The sequence below is a fragment of the Muricauda sp. MAR_2010_75 genome (assembly GCF_000745185.1).
GTDB lineage: Bacteria > Bacteroidota > Bacteroidia > Flavobacteriales > Flavobacteriaceae > Flagellimonas.
Genome location: NZ_JQNJ01000001.1, coordinates 3688252 through 3707708 on the forward strand (window position 1 = coordinate 3688252; position 19457 = coordinate 3707708).

General features: G+C 41.7%; 20 protein-coding genes. 10 read left to right on the top strand and 10 right to left on the bottom strand.

Annotated features, from left to right (window positions below; all coding sequences use genetic code 11):
• Together FG28_RS16575 and FG28_RS16580 are read left to right on the top strand one after the other, a co-directional pair.
• Entirely contained in the window at positions 1-876 is an 876-nt protein-coding gene (locus FG28_RS16575; protein ID WP_036384766.1) for an alpha/beta hydrolase, read from the top strand.
• A 79-nt stretch (positions 877-955) separates the two neighbouring features.
• A complete protein-coding gene (locus FG28_RS16580) occupies positions 956-1660 on the top strand; it encodes an alpha/beta hydrolase (RefSeq protein ID WP_231562647.1) in 705 nt (234 codons plus the stop codon).
• Here FG28_RS16580 and cysM read toward each other — a convergent pair whose 3' ends face one another.
• Together cysM and epsC are read right to left on the bottom strand one after the other, a co-directional pair.
• On the bottom strand, positions 1661-2545 hold the full coding sequence (gene cysM / locus FG28_RS16585; RefSeq protein WP_036384768.1) for a cysteine synthase CysM: 885 nt from the start codon (positions 2543-2545) through the stop codon (positions 1661-1663).
• On the bottom strand, positions 2538-3329 hold the full coding sequence (gene epsC / locus FG28_RS16590; protein ID WP_036386772.1) for a serine O-acetyltransferase EpsC: 792 nt from the start codon (positions 3327-3329) through the stop codon (positions 2538-2540). Before epsC ends, cysM begins: the two co-directional genes overlap by 8 nt.
• A 98-nt stretch (positions 3330-3427) precedes the next feature.
• Between epsC and FG28_RS16595 the strand changes: the two genes are divergently transcribed.
• A complete protein-coding gene (locus tag FG28_RS16595) occupies positions 3428-4105 on the top strand; it encodes a DUF2461 domain-containing protein (protein WP_036384769.1) in 678 nt (225 codons plus the stop codon).
• Here FG28_RS16595 and FG28_RS16600 read toward each other — a convergent pair.
• Positions 4100-4510 (bottom strand): hypothetical protein, encoded by a 411-nt coding sequence (locus tag FG28_RS16600; RefSeq protein ID WP_036384771.1) that lies wholly within the window; start codon positions 4508-4510, stop codon positions 4100-4102. The two genes, FG28_RS16595 and FG28_RS16600, sit on opposite strands and share 6 nt — an antisense overlap.
• Before the next feature lie 166 nt (positions 4511-4676).
• Here FG28_RS16600 and FG28_RS16605 point away from each other — a divergent pair, with 166 nt between their 5' ends.
• Positions 4677-5438 (top strand): DUF1080 domain-containing protein, encoded by a 762-nt coding sequence (locus tag FG28_RS16605; protein WP_036384772.1) that lies wholly within the window; start codon positions 4677-4679, stop codon positions 5436-5438.
• Between the two features lie 184 nt (positions 5439-5622).
• Here FG28_RS16605 and FG28_RS16610 read toward each other — a convergent pair whose 3' ends face one another.
• Together FG28_RS16610 and FG28_RS16615 are read right to left on the bottom strand one after the other, a co-directional pair.
• Positions 5623-5889: a hypothetical protein gene (locus FG28_RS16610; RefSeq protein WP_036384773.1), complete on the bottom strand. Its 267-nt coding sequence runs from the start codon at positions 5887-5889 to the stop codon at positions 5623-5625.
• A gap of 140 nt (positions 5890-6029) precedes the next feature.
• Positions 6030-6860, bottom strand: a complete 831-nt coding sequence (locus FG28_RS16615; protein ID WP_036384779.1) for a hypothetical protein — start codon at positions 6858-6860, stop codon at positions 6030-6032.
• Positions 6861-6983: 123 nt separating this feature from the next.
• Between FG28_RS16615 and FG28_RS16620 the strand changes: the two genes are divergently transcribed.
• Together FG28_RS16620 and FG28_RS16625 are read left to right on the top strand one after the other, a co-directional pair.
• Positions 6984-7883, top strand: a complete 900-nt coding sequence (locus FG28_RS16620; RefSeq protein WP_036384780.1) for a DUF72 domain-containing protein — start codon at positions 6984-6986, stop codon at positions 7881-7883.
• 158 nt (positions 7884-8041) lie between these two features.
• Positions 8042-8458: an acyl-CoA thioesterase gene (locus FG28_RS16625; protein WP_036384781.1), complete on the top strand. Its 417-nt coding sequence runs from the start codon at positions 8042-8044 to the stop codon at positions 8456-8458.
• Here FG28_RS16625 and FG28_RS16630 read toward each other — a convergent pair.
• Positions 8455-9738 (bottom strand): dipeptidase, encoded by a 1284-nt coding sequence (locus FG28_RS16630; protein ID WP_036384782.1) that lies wholly within the window; start codon positions 9736-9738, stop codon positions 8455-8457. The genes FG28_RS16625 and FG28_RS16630 overlap by 4 nt on opposite strands.
• A 126-nt stretch (positions 9739-9864) precedes the next feature.
• Here FG28_RS16630 and FG28_RS16635 point away from each other — a divergent pair, with 126 nt between their 5' ends.
• Together FG28_RS16635 and FG28_RS16640 are read left to right on the top strand one after the other, a co-directional pair.
• Entirely contained in the window at positions 9865-10620 is a 756-nt protein-coding gene (locus tag FG28_RS16635; protein ID WP_036384784.1) for a hypothetical protein, read from the top strand.
• Positions 10621-10634: 14 nt separating this feature from the next.
• A complete protein-coding gene (locus tag FG28_RS16640; protein ID WP_036384788.1) occupies positions 10635-10994 on the top strand; it encodes a hypothetical protein in 360 nt (119 codons plus the stop codon).
• 412 nt (positions 10995-11406) lie between these two features.
• Here the strand turns inward: FG28_RS16640 and FG28_RS16645 are convergent, their stop codons facing one another.
• Complete coding sequence (locus tag FG28_RS16645) at positions 11407-12270, bottom strand: RNA polymerase sigma factor RpoD/SigA (RefSeq protein ID WP_036384789.1); 864 nt, start codon at positions 12268-12270, stop codon at positions 11407-11409.
• Between the two features lie 244 nt (positions 12271-12514).
• Here FG28_RS16645 and FG28_RS16650 point away from each other — a divergent pair, with 244 nt between their 5' ends.
• Both FG28_RS16650 and FG28_RS16655 read left to right on the top strand, forming a co-directional pair.
• Complete coding sequence (locus tag FG28_RS16650; protein ID WP_036386774.1) at positions 12515-14026, top strand: DEAD/DEAH box helicase; 1512 nt, start codon at positions 12515-12517, stop codon at positions 14024-14026.
• A gap of 2 nt (positions 14027-14028) precedes the next feature.
• Positions 14029-15261 carry a glycosyltransferase gene (locus tag FG28_RS16655; protein WP_036384791.1) on the top strand — a complete coding sequence of 411 codons (1233 nt, stop codon included), beginning with the start codon at positions 14029-14031 and terminating at the stop codon, positions 15259-15261.
• A 2-nt stretch (positions 15262-15263) separates the two neighbouring features.
• Here FG28_RS16655 and FG28_RS16660 read toward each other — a convergent pair whose 3' ends face one another.
• The 3 genes from FG28_RS16660 to FG28_RS16670 all read right to left on the bottom strand — a co-directional run bounded on the left by FG28_RS16660 (position 15264) and on the right by FG28_RS16670 (position 19456).
• Entirely contained in the window at positions 15264-16790 is a 1527-nt protein-coding gene (locus FG28_RS16660) for a carbon-nitrogen hydrolase family protein (RefSeq protein ID WP_036384794.1), read from the bottom strand.
• Positions 16791-16883: 93 nt separating this feature from the next.
• The gene (locus FG28_RS16665) at positions 16884-18314 is read right to left on the bottom strand and encodes an amidohydrolase (protein WP_036384795.1); all 1431 of its coding nucleotides are present in this window, start codon (positions 18312-18314) and stop codon (positions 16884-16886) included.
• 104 nt (positions 18315-18418) lie between these two features.
• On the bottom strand, positions 18419-19456 hold the full coding sequence (locus tag FG28_RS16670; RefSeq protein ID WP_036384796.1) for an agmatine/peptidylarginine deiminase: 1038 nt from the start codon (positions 19454-19456) through the stop codon (positions 18419-18421).
• Between the last annotated feature and the right edge of the window lies 1 nt (position 19457).

Consider the following 19457-nt stretch of genomic DNA (forward strand, 5'->3'; position numbering starts at 1 on the left):
ATGCAAAACTGGCTCTACATCGTATTGGCTGTTATCGGGCTCTATCTTTTGATCAGTGTGTTGCTCTATTTTCTTCAGGATTATTTTTTGTTCAAACCTGAAAAGCTTCCAAAGGATTTTCAATTTTACTATGACAACCAAGAAATTGAGGAATATAATGTGGAAACCCGGGATGGCGCCACAATCAATGGGCTGCGGTTCAGGTCACCGAACCCAAAGGGTGTAGTCTTTTACCTCAAGGGAAACTCAAAGAGCATAAAAGGTTGGGGCAAATTTGCCGTCGACTTTACGCGGCATGGGTATGATGTAATCATGGTAGACTATCGAGGCTTCGGGAAAAGCACTGGAAGAAGGACCCAAAAAGCCGTGAAACGCGATATGCAGGTCATCTATAACAAAATAAAGGAAAAGGTGGATGAAAAATACATTATTCTGTACGGGCGTTCCATGGGTTCTGGATTTGCCGCCAAGTTGGCCTCCATGAACGACCCCAGAATGCTTATTTTGGACGCGCCTTACTATAGCCTGAGCAAGGTGGCAAAAAAGTTCATTCCCTTTATGCCCTTGTCCATATTGATAAAATTTCCCATGCCCACCTATAAATGGTTGAAATATGTGAATTGCCCCATTCATATCATTCATGGTACCAATGACCGATTGATTCCATACAAAACCAGCGTGAAGCTTTCCAAGATAAAACCCGAACTCACCAAATTGTATACAGTAATAGGTGGTGGACATAAGGACTTGAACAATTTTGAATCCTATCATAGCATGTTGGAGGAAATTATAACGAGCCGTCCTAAGAAAACAAATTTGGAAGGTTCCAGTATCAACGTAACGCATTCCTCAAAACGTGTCAAAAGCAACCCTTAAACGAATAAGCCTTTACGGGCTCGCTCTTTTATTCTTGATTTTAGCCATGCTTTATTTTCTTCAGGAAAAACTTATTTTTTTGCCCACCAAACTGCCAGAGGACCATGTGTATACTTTTAATGCTGAATTTGAGGAGTTGTTTCTAAGTGCACCGGATGGAGCACGGCTGAATGCCCTGAAATTTTATGCGGAGAATCCAAAGGGGTTGATTTTATACTTTCATGGAAACGCTGGGGATCTATCCAGATGGGGAAGGATTGTTGTTCCTTTTACAGATTTGGGTTACGATGTCCTCATAATGGATTATCGTACCTATGGAAAAAGTACGGGAAAACTCAGTGAAAAAGCACTCTATGCTGATGCACAACTGTTTTATGACCGTGCCCTCGAAAAATATGCAGCTCAAGACATCATTATTTATGGCCGTTCATTGGGAGCTAGTATAGCCACCCATTTGGCTTCCAACAACAATCCCAAAAAGTTGATTTTGGAAACTCCGTTCTACAGTTTGCAGGAAACGGCTCAGGAGCGTTTTCCTTTTTTACCCACCAAGCAACTCCTAAAATATAAAATGCCTTCCTTCAAATTTATACAAAAGGTAAGTAGACCTATCCGCATTTTTCACGGTACTAAGGACAATGTGGTTTCCTACGAATCTGGTAAAAAGCTCTTTGAATCCATTCTCCATGACCATAAAAAAATGTATACTATAGAAGATGGCGGGCACAACAACCTTAGTGATTTTGAGACCTATTGGGAGGGAATCAGGAAAGAGCTAAGATAACTAATCGAATAAATCCGAGGACAAGTATCTATCTCCCCGATCGCAAACAATGGAAACAATGGTTCCGCTTTCCAAGGTTTCGGCAAGTCGTAGTGCAACTGTGGCAGCACCACCGCTACTCATCCCCGCAAAAATACCCTCTTCCTTGGCCAATTTTTTGGCCATGTTGACAGCATCTTCCTCACTGACCTCCATAATACGGTCCACTTTGTTCCGATCAAAAATCTTGGGTAAATATTCTTCTGGCCATTTCCGAATGCCTGGAATACGGGATTCGTCCGTAGGCTGAACCCCAACAATCTGAACGGACGGGTCTAGCTCTTTCAAATAGGTTGATGTTCCCATAATAGTTCCTGTGGTACCCATACTGGAGACAAAATGGGTAATTTCCCCTTGCGTATCTCTCCATATTTCCGGCCCCGTAGTTTTATAGTGGGCCTGCCAATTGTCGTTATTGGCAAATTGATTTAGCATAATATAGCCCTCATCTGTTACTTTGGCCTCGGCATAATCCCGAGCACCTTCAATGCCTACATCAGAAGGAGTCAAAGTTACTTTGGCGCCGTAAGCGCGCATGGTTTGCACTCTTTCCTTAGTTGAATTTTCGGGCATAACCAATTCTATATCCAAACCATAAAGCCCTGCAATCATAGCCAAGGCGATGCCAGTGTTGCCACTGGTGGCTTCTATCAGTTTCGAATCTTTGGTAAAATCACCACGTTCCAGACCGCTTTTGATCATGTTATAAGCGGGTCGGTCTTTAACGCTCCCTCCGGGATTGTTACCTTCCAGCTTAAAGAACAATTTTACATTGGGATTGGTATTTAAAACTCTGGATTCCACCATAGGGGTGTTACCAATAAGGTCGAGAATGCTTTTAGACATTGGGTGTTGTCTTGATTTTGATTTCTGGTGTGTGATAAACGGTTGAGTTGGCAGGAACTGAAGAGGTAAGCCATGCATTACCGCCGATAACGGAGTTTTTTCCAATTACTGTTTCCCCGCCCAAAATAGTGGCATTGGCATAAATGGTAACATTGGATTCAATGGTGGGATGCCTTTTGGTTTTTTGCAGGTTCTTGGCCACATAAAGGGCTCCCAAGGTAACTCCTTGATAGATTTTAACATTATCATGAATCACCGCCGTCTCACCAATCACAACCCCAGTTGCGTGGTCAATGAAAAACGATTTTCCAATGGTAGCACCTGGATTTATGTCCACACCAGTCTGTCTATGCGCATATTCAGTCATCAATCTTGGAATCAACGGCACGCCCTGCACATATAGTTCATGTGCCAATCTGTATATGGCGATGGCATAAAATCCAGGATAGGCCATATAAATTTCTTGAATTGACAATGATGCTGGGTCGCAGTTCAATATTGCCTCGGCATCCAGATTGAGTTTCTCCAGAATTTCCGGCAATGTGGTAACATAACTGTCCCAAAACTCGCTACAGGGTCTTTCCAGTTCCCAACAAGCCATATCAAGCAGGGTATTGAACTTTTTCTCCAACATTTCCAAGTTTACGGCAACTGGTGTGTTGGCATCAAAAAGGGTATAAAAAAGTGTATCGGTAAAATCCTCGGTTTCCTGTTTTAATCTAAAGTCAAGATAGGGCAGTTTCTTATGCCTGTTCAACTCAGAAATTATCTTTTCCTTATCCATACTGTTCATTATGGTCTTAAAATTAGACAAATCCTTACCATGCTCCCCGATAAAAAGCTAACTTTAGATAAAAAATAACATATTATCAAAATAAGACTGTGAGCAATTCCACTATCCCAAAAGATGCATTTGACTTCTTAAAAGAGCTTTCCAAAAATAACAACAAAGATTGGTTCGAACAGCATAAACCCACTTTCAAAGCACATGAAAAGGCGGTAAAATCCTTTTTTGAAAGTGTGAAGAACGAGCTTAGCCACCATGATGAAATAGAAAAAATGAAAATGTTCCGAATTTATCGGGATGTGCGTTTTTCAAAAGATAAGACACCCTATAAAACCCACTTGGCGGCTTCGTTTGCACGCTTAGGGGCACATTTACGCGGCGGATATTACATCCATCTCACGCCAGGAGGTTCATTTTTGGCGACTGGTTTTTGGGATCCCAACAAAGAGGATTTGTTCCGTATCCGTAAGGAGCTCGAAATGGATGCTTCGGAATTTCGTGAAGTAATTAATGGGAAATCTTTTAAAGCAATTTGGGGCGATTTGGCCGGTGATGCAGTGAAAACAGCGCCCAAGGGATTTGACAAGGAACACACTGACATAGATTTAATTCGGAAGAAGCAATTTATTTTTATCCGAAACTTTTCGGACAAAGAAGTACTTTCGGATACCTTCCTTCAAGAAGTGGACAAATCCTATCGTGCCATTCGGCCTTATTTTGACCTTATGAGCGATATCTTGACCACCAATCTCAACGGGGAATCCATTTTATAAAAGAACTTCTTCTTTATCTAGCAGTTGCACTTGGTCCTTTAAACGTTCAACGACCATATTCATCATTCGTTTGTTCAAGGCAGAGGAGTTTAGAATGTAATTTTGATATTCCTCAACGGTAAACTGACCAATGACCATGCCCTTCAAGGAATTTCTGAATTTGATATCCTTTTGTATGGCCCGCTCAATGTATGCCAAACGTTTTTCTAGGGAAAGGTCGTAAAAAACACCTTTGTGTTTAGCGATGTAATTTTTAAAGGCCTCTACCAGCAGAAAGTTCTGCAATTTAATTACCGGACGCAGGGTTTTGTTCTGAAAACGCTCTTCAGAACCCATTTGACTATTAAAATGTGACTGTGGAATGTCCGGACGAATCTCCAAAAGACTTTTGGATCGTGAATCCATGGCTGTAAGTTTTACTAAAATTACATAATCAAAAACCGCGCAATTTTGTTGGCGTCAATAGTTTTTAACGATGTTATAAACAAGTCTTCAGGTCTGGACGATAGAACCAGAGGTTGCAAAATGTTTTATTTGAGTATTTTTAAGGCCATTTAATTCAACAAACATCATGCACATAAAATTCGTTGGCCTATTATGCCTCGCCCTGTTTATCTTTTCCTGTAAAAATCAGAATAAAGAAGAAAAAACCAACCCATGGCACACCAAGCAAATTGCGGCGGAAAATGAGAGTCACAATACTTTATATGATATTGAAAAAGAGCAGGGGTGGGAATTGTTATTTGATGGCAAAACCTTAAACGGTTGGCATGTGTACAATTCTGGAGCTCCATCCGTCTGGGAGGTTAAAGACGGGGCCTTGCACCGCAATCCACAGATTGAAACCCAAAATAATGAAGATTTGCTTACCGAAAATGTCTATGAAAACTATGAGCTGGTGTTGGAATGGAAAATTGGGAATCGTGGGAACAGTGGTATCTTCATCAATGTACAGGAAAAACCTGAGGTGGCCACGGCATACCAAACTGGACCTGAGTACCAAATTCTGGACCCTAACCACATGGATCAAGATATACCCGTGAAAAAATCTGGCTGTTTGTATGGGTTTTCCCCACAACTCAATGAAGCCATCACCCATCACGGCGAGTGGAACCAAACCCGAATTAAACAAGTGGATGGAAAAGTGGAATTTTACCTAAACGGTGTTCTCACCAGTACCCAGGACTTTACAACGCCTGAATGGAAAGAAAAAATAAAGGAAACCAACTTTACCAATTACCCTGAATTTGGCAAAGCCACCCAAGGCAAAATAGCCTTACAGGATTGGTATTTTGAGGTTTGGTTTAGGGATATAAAAATCAGGGAGCTTTAATTAATATTTCCCCACAATCCACCATGCAATCATGATGACCACAAATACCGCGGTTTGGATATAAAGGAATAGTCTGAAGATGTTATGGCTCTTTCTGGTCATACGCTAAAGATACGCTTTTATTTTCTTCAGTGAATTCCACGAATTCACCAAAACCATGGAACTAGACAAAACCAACCCGAATTTAAAACCGGCTTCTTTTTAAATAGAGTAACTGCATCAGGCAAAGTGCAACAGGAGCTGCATACATCCAAATTAAAGTAGGCACCATGCCGCAGTAACCACTGTTGTTCATTTTACAATCAATGTAATTGGAGAGATAGAGTACGCCAACCAGCATACCAATGGTAGCCAAGGTCCATATTAACCAATCAGAGTTTAATCCAGCTTTTACATTTTTATAAACCAATACCAAAAAGATGACCCCTACCACGATAAGAAATATACCCATACAAACGGAATTTGCTTTGTTTAGGGGGAAGTGCTGGTAAGATAATCAAATGCATCAAGAATCGATTGCAGATAATCCTGAAAAAAACTGGGGGTTTTGTTTGGTTGCGTTAATAAAATAAATTTCATACCCCTTTTTATTTAATCAGCCCGATGATTAATTTCGTCAATCTTCTTTCCTCTTCTGAACTCCATAAATTTAACCAAAGGATTGGTGTCTCTATTCAAAAAGCCATGAATACCAGAACTCACCACTAGAATCAATGCGGCTGCTCCGGCAGTAAAAACAATGCTTTGATGTTGTTCATAATTGGCAAAGGCAATCGCCACCAAGGCCCAAGCCCCCACCAAGGCGAATTCGCGCATATTTCTTTTCCAGGTAACGAGCAGATTTATGACCAGAGCAATGACAATCATGATCATGGTCCAAATCTCTTCTGAAATTCCAAAACCATCCCAGCCCAGCTTGACCAGATACACTGAAACGTTTGCTATACTAGCGACGGTTACCCAACCGGAGTAAAACACAAAAGGCCACCATAAAAATGCGATGACACTGATTGGGGCATCCCATAATTCCATAGCATTATCCATTACAATTTTTAAAAGGGAAAGTAGCAGTATAAAAATGAAAATGCAGGATAAACCCGTATAACCATACAACCAACTCACCACCCAAGCGATATTTGCTGCACAAGAAAGGGCAAAATTCCACCCAACCTTACCTATAAAACCATCATCCCGAACCTGGGTAAAAAGACTTCTGCCTTGATAGACAACAAAACCCAGTAGTAGCAAATAAATCAGGCCCCAAATTGAAAAAGCATAACTGGCAGGTGTAAAAAGTGAATCCAAATCATTGGAAACCTCGCCAATGGATGTATTATTCATTTTTCCTGTATTTGATAGGTAATTGACAAAAACCGTTGAGACAAAGGCTATTGTATTTACGATTTGAAGAATTCGTTTCATACTGCATATATTCGTTTTATTGCACCATTCAATGTAGAAATTTTTAAGTGATTTTAAGATAGGAGCTATAGAAATAGGGACAATAATCCCATTTTTATACTTTTAAGCAACTAAATCCATATTATGAAATTCGGCAAAGTAGAGCATCCCGAACTTATTGACTTTACAATACCACCAGACCACCCAGATACGGCAGTGGTTTTGTCCAAAAACAAACAGGACGGGGAGACCAAGATATTTGTGGGCTGCGCCAAATGGAACCGGCAAGATTTAAAGAACTTTTATCCGCGCGGCACCAAAGATGAGTTGACGTACTATTCCACCCAATTCAATTGTATTGAGTTGAACGCTACTTTTTACCGCATCTTTCCGCCAGACACCTATGAAAAATGGTACAACAAAACCCCGGAAGGGTTTAAATTCTTTCCCAAAATGACAAGAGATGTCAGTCATTTACGCCGCCTTAATGATAAGGTCTACGAAGTAGCGGACCGCTATTTGGAGGTCACCTCACTATTGAAAGAAAAACTGGGCACCATCTTTTTACAGATGCACAACAACTTTGACCCCAAAAACTGGGATAGGGTCGAACGCTTTGTGGAGTATTGGCCCAAAGAGTTTCCGCTGGCCCTAGAATTCAGGCATACGGATTGGTTCACCGATGAAACGGTTTCCCAAGAACTCTATCATTTGTTGGAAGAAAACGGAATAGCCAATGTTTTGGTAGATACAGCAGGTAGGCGAGACCTCATGCACATGCGATTGACCAACAATGAGGCATTTATTCGCTATGTTGGAGCTAACCATGAGTCCGATTATTCCCGTTTGGAGGATTGGGTGGAACGTTTGGATGCTTGGAAAAATATGGGCTTAAAAAATATCCATTTCTTTGTACACCAGAACCTTGAGTTGGAATCTCCTTTGCTTTCGGCCCATTTCATTGAAATGTTAAACCCTAAATTGGGAACGAATTTGACCATTCCCAGGTCGACTTTAAGCCCCCAGAAAGATTTGTTCAATTAATTGATGGATTGAAAAATCCCAAGGTCAAAAATTGTCGTCTAAACACTTCTAAAGAGTAGAAAATCTCAAATTGATAAATAACCGAAAACAAAGCGGTAATTAACTTCAACTTAACACCATTCAACTAACTTTGCATCTGAATTAGTAAAGTTTCAATTATGCGATTTCATACAAGAAAATGGGTAAAGCCGGGAGATTTGAACGCCAATGGAACGCTGTTCGGAGGCAAGGTCCTTGCTTGGATAGACGAAGAAGCAGCACTATACAGCATCATACAACTGGAGAATAAGAAAGTGGTCACCAAATATATGTCCGAAATCAATTTTATGAGCACCGCCAGCGAAGGTGATGTCATCGAAATTGGAATTGACGTCATTAAATTCGGGACTACTTCAATTTCCCTGAACTGTGAGGTGCGGAACAAGATGACCCACGAGAGCATTGTCACCGTGGACAACATCATCATGGTAAACTTGGACGATAAGGGCAATCCCAAACCCCATGGGAAAACCAAAATAGAGTTCGTTAAGGACCGATTGGCCAAAAAGGAAAAGGAGGAAGAGGCAAAATCCTAGTTGATAGCGTTGGCATACGCCTGAACCTCATCCAAAACCCGTAACAGGTTTCCACCCCACAATTTTGCGATTTCTTCTTCGGTATAGCCTCGTTTTACCAGTTCCAAGGTCACGTTGAAGGTTTCCGAGGCGTCGGACCAACCTTCAATACCGCCACCTCCATCAAAATCGGAGCTGATGCCTACATGGTCTATGCCAATGAGTTTCACCATGTAGTCGATGTGGTCCACTAAATCGGATACATTTACGGCTGGGGGTGCGTCCGATTTCGTAGCTGCGATTTCATCACCCAACTGGGTCACTTTAGGGTAATTTTCCATGAACTCGTCTTGTTGTTCTTTGGTCAATGATCCAAATTGGGAGCGTTCGTACCAATTCAGACCTAGTGAATCTGCAGCTTCTTCATAAATGCCTTTCATGTAAGCAGAACGGGCCTCATCTTTTTCGGTGTTCAAGTACGAACTGAAGGCCACGGTCTGTACCACACCACCATTCTCTTTCAACAACAGCAGTTGCTCATCATCCAAATTTCTGCTATGGTCGCAAAGAGCTCGGGCTGAGGAATGCGAAGCAATAATGGGAACTTTGGAAAGTTCAACCATCTGCAGCATGGCTTCTTTGGAAGGGTGAGAAATATCGATCATGATACCTACCCGGTTCATTTCGGCAATGGCTTGTTTTCCCAATTCACTTAAACCATTGTGCAGCCAAATACTGTCCTTTTCGCCCGTATTGGAATCCGAAAACTGACTGTGACCATTATGGGCCAACGACATATAACGCGCTCCACGCCTTTGGTATTCTTCAATTTTAGATAGATCCTCACCAATAGGGTAGGCGTTTTCCACCCCGATCATGGCCACTTTTTTCCCAGATGCCGCTATACGACGTACATCTTCCGAAGTCAATGCCAATTCAATCTCATCTGGCGCAATCTCCTCGCAGAGCTTATGGATGGCCTCAAACTTGGATATGGCATTTTCGGATGCAGCGGCATACCCTTCTACGCTTAATGTATCCTGACCGGTGTAAACGATAAACCATGCCACGTCCAATCCTCCTTCTTTCATTTTGGGCAGATTCACCTGTGTATTGAGGTTTTGGGTGTAGTTGATGCTATCCGTAAAGTTGTTCACATTAATGTCATCATGTGTGTCTATGGTGATGACTGTATCATGGATACGTTGGGCTTTTTCTTCCAAAGTTTCTGCTTTATTCGGTTGTTTTTCTGCACAGCCTACAAATACGGAGATGCAGCACAAAAGGTAGAAATATTTCATGGTCGGTTTTTTACACCTACAAATAAAGCAATTTGACAACAAAATCCACAGCCTACAAAACAATAAATTGGTATCCCTTGGGCTATTCCTGATTTTTAGTAGAGAATAACCAATGGAAGAAAGAAATTGAAAACACGGGAACTACTCACGTATTTGGAAAAGTTGGAAATAGGACTCAGCAGTTTTTCCTATGAGGAATTGGGCACTGTTGAAGCCGGAGAACTAAAAAAATCCTTTGAAGTGTTTAAGCACGGATTGGAAAACAAGGTTTTTGGGGTTTCTGAAATGAAGCAATTGGAAGTTATCTATGAGCGGATTGGCATTCAAAGTTCAGAAAGAAAGCCCTTTGAAGTAAAAGACCATAATTTACTCACCCTGATAGATTCCTTGGAAAAGACACGTTTGTCCAAAGATCAGAAAGAAATTGTATCCGCCTTGCGCGAAATAGCCCAAAGTTTGGATAAGAAAACCAAAAAGAAGCCTGCCAAAGGCAAGTCATTTGAAAGAAATCTGGAATCCAGCTTCTCCTCCAACAACATCAATCTAAAACCTGTGTTGGAAGACTGCATGGGGCAGATGGAACTTCTGGAGGAATTGGTGAAGCTTTTTAAACAAAATGTATTGGAATTTGTAGGCAGTGCCAAGGTACACCTTCAAAACGAAAATTTTAAAGAACTGGATTTATCCTGTCAAAAAGTGCAATCCTGCCTGCGAATGCTAAAGACCGAAGGTCTTTTGGAGATAACACAGGAGATGATCACATTATGTCGTACAGACAATGATCAGAAACACCACTTGTTTTTATATGATCAATTCGTGGAGGAATTCCCAAGAGTACAGGAACAGGTGGATTTTGAAATGGAAATGTTACGAGCTATGTAATAAAATTAGCTGCCATGGTAGACAACGAACTCCCAAAATATCTGCAAAGTATTTTTTACCCATTATTTCAGCACACCACTGATTTGAAATGCAAGCTCATGTTGTTGGATGAAATGTTGGAGGTTGGCGACAAAAAAGAGATTCCTTTTTTAGAAGAGTTGGAAAACTGTGATGAAGTCAAGATCAGCGACAAGGCTTTTGAGATCAAATCAGCACTACAGGAAAAATTGGGGGTGCTTGCTTCAGAAAGGGAGCGAAGGAGATTGCCCATGAGCCTGTGTTTCATCTACGATGAATTCAATATAAGACCTCACAAGGTAGATTCTGACCTAGATTTTGAAGTGGCCTTGGATATCATGGAAATGGAAGAATGAGTTGCCCTAGTTTTTACAACCAAAAAATAGGATTTCACCACAATTTATTGTTTCACCATAATCTTTACAATAGATTCACGTTATAACAAAGACCCAAACATTTAAACGTAAGATTACCATGTTATACGATACCTACGGAGAAGAATACTTGGCCTTTCTGCAAGAACTCAATGAGATTTTGAGCATAAACCAATTGGCCGAACTGGATTATTTATAGATAACACCCCAAACGCTTTACCATGAAAAATCATAATCAAGAAAATTCCGCTTACTTGAATTTCATTCAAAATTTGAACGAAATGCTGACTGATTTTGATATTACTCAGTTGAGCAGACCTTGATAGTTTAAGTGAATATCATGAAAAAGGGGATGTCAAAAACATCCCCTTTTTTATTTTCTCTTTCTTCGAATTTATCCCAAATAGGATTTTAAAATCTTACTTTTTGAGGTATGCCGTAGTTTACGGATGGCCTTTTCGCGTATTTGACGCACACGCTCCCGGGTCAAATCAAAGGTGCTGCCTATTTCTTCCAGGGTCATGGAAGGTTGGTCCCCAATGCCGTAGTACAGTCGGACTACGTCCGCCTCTCGGGGGGAGAGCGTATCCAATGCACGATTGATTTCCGTATTCAAGGATTGGTGCATTAATCCTTTGTCCGGTTTTGGCGAATCCCCTGCGTTGAGCACATCATACAGATTTGAGGTTTCGCCTTCCTTCAACGGTGCGTCCATGGAAACGTGTCGACCAGTATTCTTTAGGGATTGTTTTACCTCAGAAACGGTCATATCCAATTCTTTAGCAATTTCTTCTGCGGAAGGTGGACGTTCATGGGCCTGCTCCAAATAGGAAAATGTCTTTTTTATTTTATTAATGGAACCTATTTTGTTCAAAGGGAGTCTTACCACACGGGATTGTTCCGCCAATGCCTGAAGAATGGATTGGCGAATCCACCACACGGCATAGGATATGAATTTAAACCCTCTTGTCTCATCAAATCGTTTGGCGGCCTTAACAAGGCCTACATTGCCCTCATTGATCAAATCTGGGAGTTTCAGCCCTTGGTTTTGATATTGTTTTGCAACGGAAACCACGAATCGTAAGTTGGCATTGGTCAATTTTTCCAGTGCCAACTGATCCCCCGCTCTAATGCGTTGGGCCAACTCCACTTCCTCTTGAGCAGTAATCAAATCAATTTTACTGATATCCTGTAGGTATTTGTCAAGGGATTTGGATTCTCGGTTGGTGACCTGTTTGATGATTTTTAACTGCCTCATTCTTAATTATGGTTTGTACGTGTTATAAGCTTACATTATACATTATAAAAGCCTATTTTCCAAGTCTCAAATGTTATTGTTATCAAAATGTTATGAGCAAAACAGCAAAAATTTTAAAAAGTGCTCATTTTATCCATTGTTGATAGTATCTTAATAGAAATGCGATCCTAGTGTTCCAACGTACTCCAAAAAACTCCTAATTTTGTAGGGTTTGTTAATTCAGAATACAAAAGCCATTTTTCCCTTGGAAGTAAAAAAAGGAGTAAACAAAAAAACATTATACGATTACCAGCAAGAAGATTTACGCAAAATCTTCAAGCACTTAGATGAAATGCCCGAGGGCACCAATTTGCTGTACCAACTTCCCACAGGTGGGGGAAAAACTGTTGTTTTTTCTGAAATAACCCGAAAGTACATCCAAAACACGGGCAAAAAGGTGATGGTGCTCACGCACCGGATTGAGCTGAGCAAGCAGACCTCTCAAATGCTCCACGGGTTTGGTGTGGCCAACAAAGTCATCAACAGCGAGGTCAAAGAACTGTACGATCAGGATGATTATATGTGCTTTGTGGCCATGGTCGAAACCCTCAATAATCGCCTTCAGGAAGAAAAAGTGACCATTAACAATATTGGTCTGGTCATTATTGATGAAGCCCACTATAATTCCTTCCGGAAACTCTTTAAATATTTTGATAAGGCCACCATTCTTGGGGTGACGGCAACGCCGTTGAGTTCCAACATTAAACTCCCCATGAAGGACAATTACAAGCATTTGATCATTGGGGAATCCATTAAATCGTTGATTGAAAAAGGGTTTTTGGCCAAGGCCAATCTCTACAATTACGATGTGAGCCTTAAAACCCTTAAACTGGGCATCCATGGGGACTATACCGTAAAATCATCAGATGAATTCTACGGAAACCACAGTATGCTGGGCAAACTATTAACGGCCTATGAGGAAATTGCAAAGGGAACCAAAACCTTGATTTTCAACAATGGTATCAACACGTCGCTGTACGTCTACGAAACCTTTAAAAAGGCAGGCTACAACATTCGCCATTTGGACAATAAAAACACGGCCACGGAAAGGCGCGAAATTTTGGACTGGTTTGCGGAAACCCCGGATGCCATCCTCACCTCCGTCAGTATCTTGACTACAGGTTTTGATGAGCCTACCGTGCAATCCATTATCCTGAACCGAGCTACGAGATCACTCACCCTATATTTTCAGATGATCGGGCGCGGTTCCCGGGTATTGCCAGATAAGGACGAGTTCAATGTTATTGATATGGGGAACAATATTGCCCGTTTTGGGCCGTGGGATGTTCCCGTAGATTGGCAAGAAATCTTTCATTTTCCTGATTTTTATTTGGAGAATATTAAAAATGATGAGGAAATTGAGCGCGACTTTGTCTATGAAATGCCCGATGAACTCAAGGCCAAGTTCAGCAAATCCGATGACATCACCTTCGATATTAAAGCAGAGTACAAAAAAGTGTTTGCCGAAGGGAAAAAATCCAAAGAGGTTCTGGAGCGAAGCATTGAACAGCATGCCAAAATTTGTGTGGAAAACAGTGAAGATGTGTTTGATGCCCGGATTCTGGCCAAAGAACTCAAGGATGAAATTGCGTACCGGGTGCGCCAATATTCCTATTGCATCATGAACAACACCAAAAACTACAAGGAGTGGTTGGAGGAGGACTATGAGCGAAAACTCCGCTCCAGTATTTCCAAGAAGTTTGCCGCAATGCTTTAGCCATGAAAAAGGCCTTCTTTATCGGATATGTTTGGCCTGAGCCCAACACTACGGCAGCAGGACACCGTATGGTCCAATTACTGGAAGCCTTTCAAAGTTTCGGGTATCAGATTACTTTTGGTTCCACCGCGGTGAAAACGGAATACAGTTTGGATTTAGATGCATTCGGTATCGATTCAGTGTCTATTGCATTGAACGATTCCAGTTTTGACGATTTCATCAAAATGCTGAAACCCGATGTTGTGGTCTTTGACCGTTTTATGATTGAGGAACAATTTGGTTGGCGGGTGGCCGAATTTGCTCCACAAGCCCTTCGGATATTGAATACCGAGGACCTCCATGCCTTGCGAAAGGCTAGGGAAGAGGTTCATAAAAAGAATCTATCCTTCACTATTGATGATTGGAAAAACCACCCCATGACCTTGCGGGAAGTGGCCAGTGTTTATCGTTCCGATATTACGTTACTGGTTTCCACTTATGAAATGGAGATTCTTCGGAATGAATTGAATATTCCTGAATCATTGCTTTTCCATTTGCCTCTGATGTTGGATAAATTGAATGAATCTTTAGTTTCAAAATGGCCCAAGTTTGAAGAACGAAAAGATTTTATCTGTATTGGAAATGGCAAGCATGCCCCAAATGTAGATTCCATTCAAATATTAAAAAATGAGATATGGCCACGCATTCACAAACAACTCTCTGAGGCTAATCTTTATGTGTATGGTGCCTATTTACCCCAACAGGTTAAAGAAATGCACCAGTCAAAAGAGGGCTTTCATGTTGTTGGCTGGAAAAAAAACATTGAAAACGTTCTCAAAAATGCTCGCTTGCTTCTGGCTCCCTTACAGTTTGGAGCTGGAATCAAGGGAAAATTATTGGATGCCATGTGCTATGGAACACCAAGTGTCACCACAACCATTGGCGCTGAAGGAATGTTAGGAGATTTACCTTGGAATGGTACCATTTCTGATGAATGGAGCTCTTTTGCAAATGCTGCTGTTGAATTGTATCAAAATCGCAAAAAATGGAACGAAGCACAAAAAAATGGGGCAGTGCTCATCAACAATTTGTATGAAAAAGAATTCCAAAAGCAATCACTGAAACAAAAAATTGAAGCAACAGCACAAAACCAGGATTCTCATCGGTCCAAAAACTTCATAGGACGAATGCTACAACACCATACCCAAGCCAGCACCAAATACATGGCGAAGTGGATCGAGGCAAAAAACAGTTGAACCTACCGTTTTCTCAACTCAAAAATATCCTTTCTCCTGTCCTTTAAATTTCTTACGGCACCAAATTGATGCAGTTCCCGTAATAGGTCAATATCCAAGTCCGCAATAAGTATCATTTCAGTATTGGGTGTTGCTTCAGCTTTGATCCCATTGGTAGGAAATGAAAAATCGCAGGGGGTAAAGACCATGGACTGGGCAAACTGGATGTCCATATTATGAACATTGGGCAGGTTACCAACGCTTCCTGCAATGGCCACATAGCATTCATTTTCTATGGCTCTGGCCTGTGCACAATTCCGAACTCGGGAATACCCATTTTGGGTATCAGTCAAAAAAGGAACGAAGAGGATGTCCATTCCCTCATCGGCAAGAAGTCGACTTAATTCAGGAAACTCTGAATCATAGCATATAAGGACCCCTATTTTACCACAATCCGTATCAAAAACCTTGAGTTCCTTGCCGCCCTGTAACCCCCATACTTTGGCCTCATCGGGGGTAACGTGCAATTTTTCATACCGCTCCACGGTTCCATTTCTTTTGCATAAATAGCCAACATTGTACAGCTTTCCGTCCTTTATTTCGGGCATACTCCCTGCAATAATGTTGATATTGTACGAGATGGAAAAATTGGAAAATTTTTGTACGATTTCTTCGGTATGCTTTGCCAATTCCCGAATAGCCTCCGCTTCGCCCAAATGGTTGTTTTTAGCCATTAGTGGCGCATTGAAAAATTCTGGAAATAGTGCAAAATCTGAGCGATATCCTGAAACAGCATCAATAAAATATTCGGCTTGCTGAAGTAAGGAGTCAATATTTTCATACGGACGCATTTGCCATTGAATGAGCCCCAACCGTACCACCTTTTTCTTGGTAGCTGCCTTTTTTATCGGCTTTTCATAATAAATATTGTCCCATTCCAAGAGCACCGCAAATTCCCTGGAGGCTTCATCACCTTCCAAATATCCTTTTAATATTCTGGCCGGATGAAAATCATTTGATATTTGAAAGTTCAGTACGGGGTCCTCAATTTCTTTTCTCCGTACTTTTTCAATGTATTCCTTGGGACTCATTTCTTGCGAATATCTATGGTAATTGGGAATCCTTCCCCCAAAAGCTATTCCTTTGAGGTTCATTTTTTCGCAAAGTTCCTTTCTGTAATCGTACAACCTTCTCCCCAGTCGTAGCCCTCTAAATTCAGGCTTGATGAAAATATCTATGCCATATAACATATCGCCTTCAGGGTCATGGGAATCAAAAGTGTAGTCCGCAGTGATTTGCCGATACGTGTGACTATCATCAAATTTGTTGTAGTCGATAATAATGGATAGGGCACATCCCGCGATTTGACCATTGACTTTGATGACCACCTGGCCTTCTTGAAATTTATCGAGCAATGTCTGAATATGGTGCTCTTTCCAAAAAGCTTCCGGCATGGTAGAGTAAGCCGAGACCATGACATCCTTTATCTCCAAATAATCCTCAAACTGAAGATATTGTAATTCTATAGTATCAATTTCGCTGATTTTCATTCAATTCATTTTTAATCATCAATAAAATTTTGGTGAGCCCTTCACAATATATTCCGTTAGGTCATTTATAGCTCTTTTTCAAAGTAAAAATTGCTACTTCCGATAATCCAAAGCTGGTTTTCTGTCCCCCAACAACGCTTCGTATGTAAAATCCGCCCCCCTTCGTTCCTCGAATTCTGCTTTCGCTTTTTCCAATACTTCTGGTGAATTATAGAGGTCAATGGCGGACAAGGCCATCGTTTTGGCCGCTACCATCATCCCTTTGAATCCGATGCTGGTTCCCCCCGCCGCTACTGCTTGCCAACTGTGAGGTGGGGTACCCGGCACCCAAGTGGCGGCCCGGACCGCGGCCATGGGCACATTCCAGCTCACATCGCCCGTATCTGCCGATGCTTTACCGTAGGTAAACACCATAGGTTGAATTTCCCCGGCACTTTCAATGGGTTTGGGTGCGCCCAAGGTTTTCTGGATTTCTTTGGCAAAGTTGACCTCTTCAGGTGTGTATTCCAATCCGCCTACCAAGGTCATATTCTTATGCATTAAAGAAGCCAATACTTCATTGGGCAATCTGTCATACGTTCCACCAATAATTTCGTACGTCATTTCCGTTTCCGTGCCGATTGCAGCACCTTCAGCAGCTTTTACTACGCGGTCCCAGACTGCCTTGACCTCATCCCGGTTGGAATGGCGGATAACATAATACACTTCAGCTTCCGCAGGTACAATGTTGGGAGCATCCCCGCCTTTGGTAATCACATAATGGATTCGGGTTGATTCTGTGGTATGTTCCCGAAGCATGTTCACCAAATCGTTCATACCTTCGACACCGTCCAATGCAGAACGACCCAATTCTGGAGCTGCGGCTGCATGTGAGGATTTTCCTGTGAATCTGAATTTTCCTGAAATGGTAGCTAAATTAGTTCCCGGATTGGAGGTGTTTTCATCTCCCGGATGCCAAGAGACCACTGCATCCACATCATCAAAAAGTCCAGCACGTACCATATATACTTTTCCGGAACCCCCTTCTTCAGCAGGAGTCCCATAAAACCGAATCGTACCTGATTTCCCTGAACTCTTTAACCAATCCTTTATACTGATGGCCGCCGCCAGCGAACCCGCACCAAACAAATGGTGTCCACAAGCTTGCCCTGGTGCACCTACCACGCGAGCCTTTTTGAACGGTTCAGCGGATTGGGACATCCCTGGAAGGGCATCAAACTCGCCCAAAATTCCTATCACAGGACTCCCTGAGCCATAGGTGGCCGTAAAGGCCGTGGGTATCCCGGCAACCCCTTTTTCAATGGCAAAGCCTGCTTTTTTCAGTTCCTCCTGAAAAAGGGCAGAGCTGTTCTCTTCCAAATAGCCCAACTCAGGATTTTCCCATAATTCCATGGCAATTTTGGCGTAATGCCCATATTTGGACTCCATGTCATTTATGATGGCTTGTTTCTCATCCTGAGCGCGAGAAAATGAAATGACAAAAAGAAGGGATAAAAACAGATGACTTTTGATACGTAGTTTCATTGGAAAATGAGGTTTGAGTTAGTTGTTTAAGGGTTTCCATAAGGATAGCTTCTAATTTCGGGGAAATTCGAATGAAAACCAAAGCACGCTCCCAATAAAAATGTCTACTGTGGTATTTGTTGACTGAGACAATGAAGGGTTCCAAACCCCCAAATAAAATCGATACAGCTGATACCGATCACTTCTCGCTCTGGAAAAAGTTGCGCCAGAGTGTTCAAAGCTTCCCTATCCCTTGAATCATTGAATGTGGGTACCAACACAGTTTTATTGGTAATCAAAAAATTGGCATAACTTGCAGGAAGCGCAATTCCATCAAAATCAATACGGTGGGGCATGGGCAAGGTTACAATGTTTGCCTTTTTGCCATTTTCCAAAACAGCGTTTTGCAGTCTACGAAGGTTTTCCTGCAACGCTTTATAGTTTGGTTCCTTTTTGTCGGATTCCACCACAGTGACAATGGTATGGTCATTCACGAAACGGGCTAAATCATCAACATGACCATGGGTGTCGTCACCTTGCACACCATCACCCAACCAAATCGTGTTGGTAATGCCAAGGTATTGTCTAAAAATAGCTTCGTAATCTTCTTTGGTGAAATCTGGGTTTCGCACCTGAATTTTTGGGTCGAGTAGGCATTCTTCGGAAGTGATGAGGGTTCCTTTTCCGTTTACATCGATGGCGCCGCCTTCCAAAATCACGGGTTTGCCTTTGTATTTTACTTGTTCTATCTGAATTTTAAGAAAATTGGCTACTTTTTGGGGAACATATTGGTCTAGCAGGAAATTTTTGTACTTGGCCCATCCATTAAAATTGAAGTTGAGTGCTTTTCGTTCTTCACCGTTTGTAACAATGATGGGGCCTGAATCCCGCATCCAACTGCGATTGGTCTTATGGATAATGAAGGAAACTTGTTCCAGGTTGATATGGGCCGTTTCCAACATGTTCAAAACCTTTTCCTTTAATTTTTCCGATGCTACCACGAGAATAACCTCTTCGTGAGAGGCTATCTTCTTAATATACTCCACAAACGCCCACTGAATGGCAGAATATTTGCCCGGCCAATCGTTTCCATTATGTGGAAAGCACAGTAATATGCCCTGCTGTTTTTCCCATTCCGCGGGAAATCGCCATGAAGCTCCCATG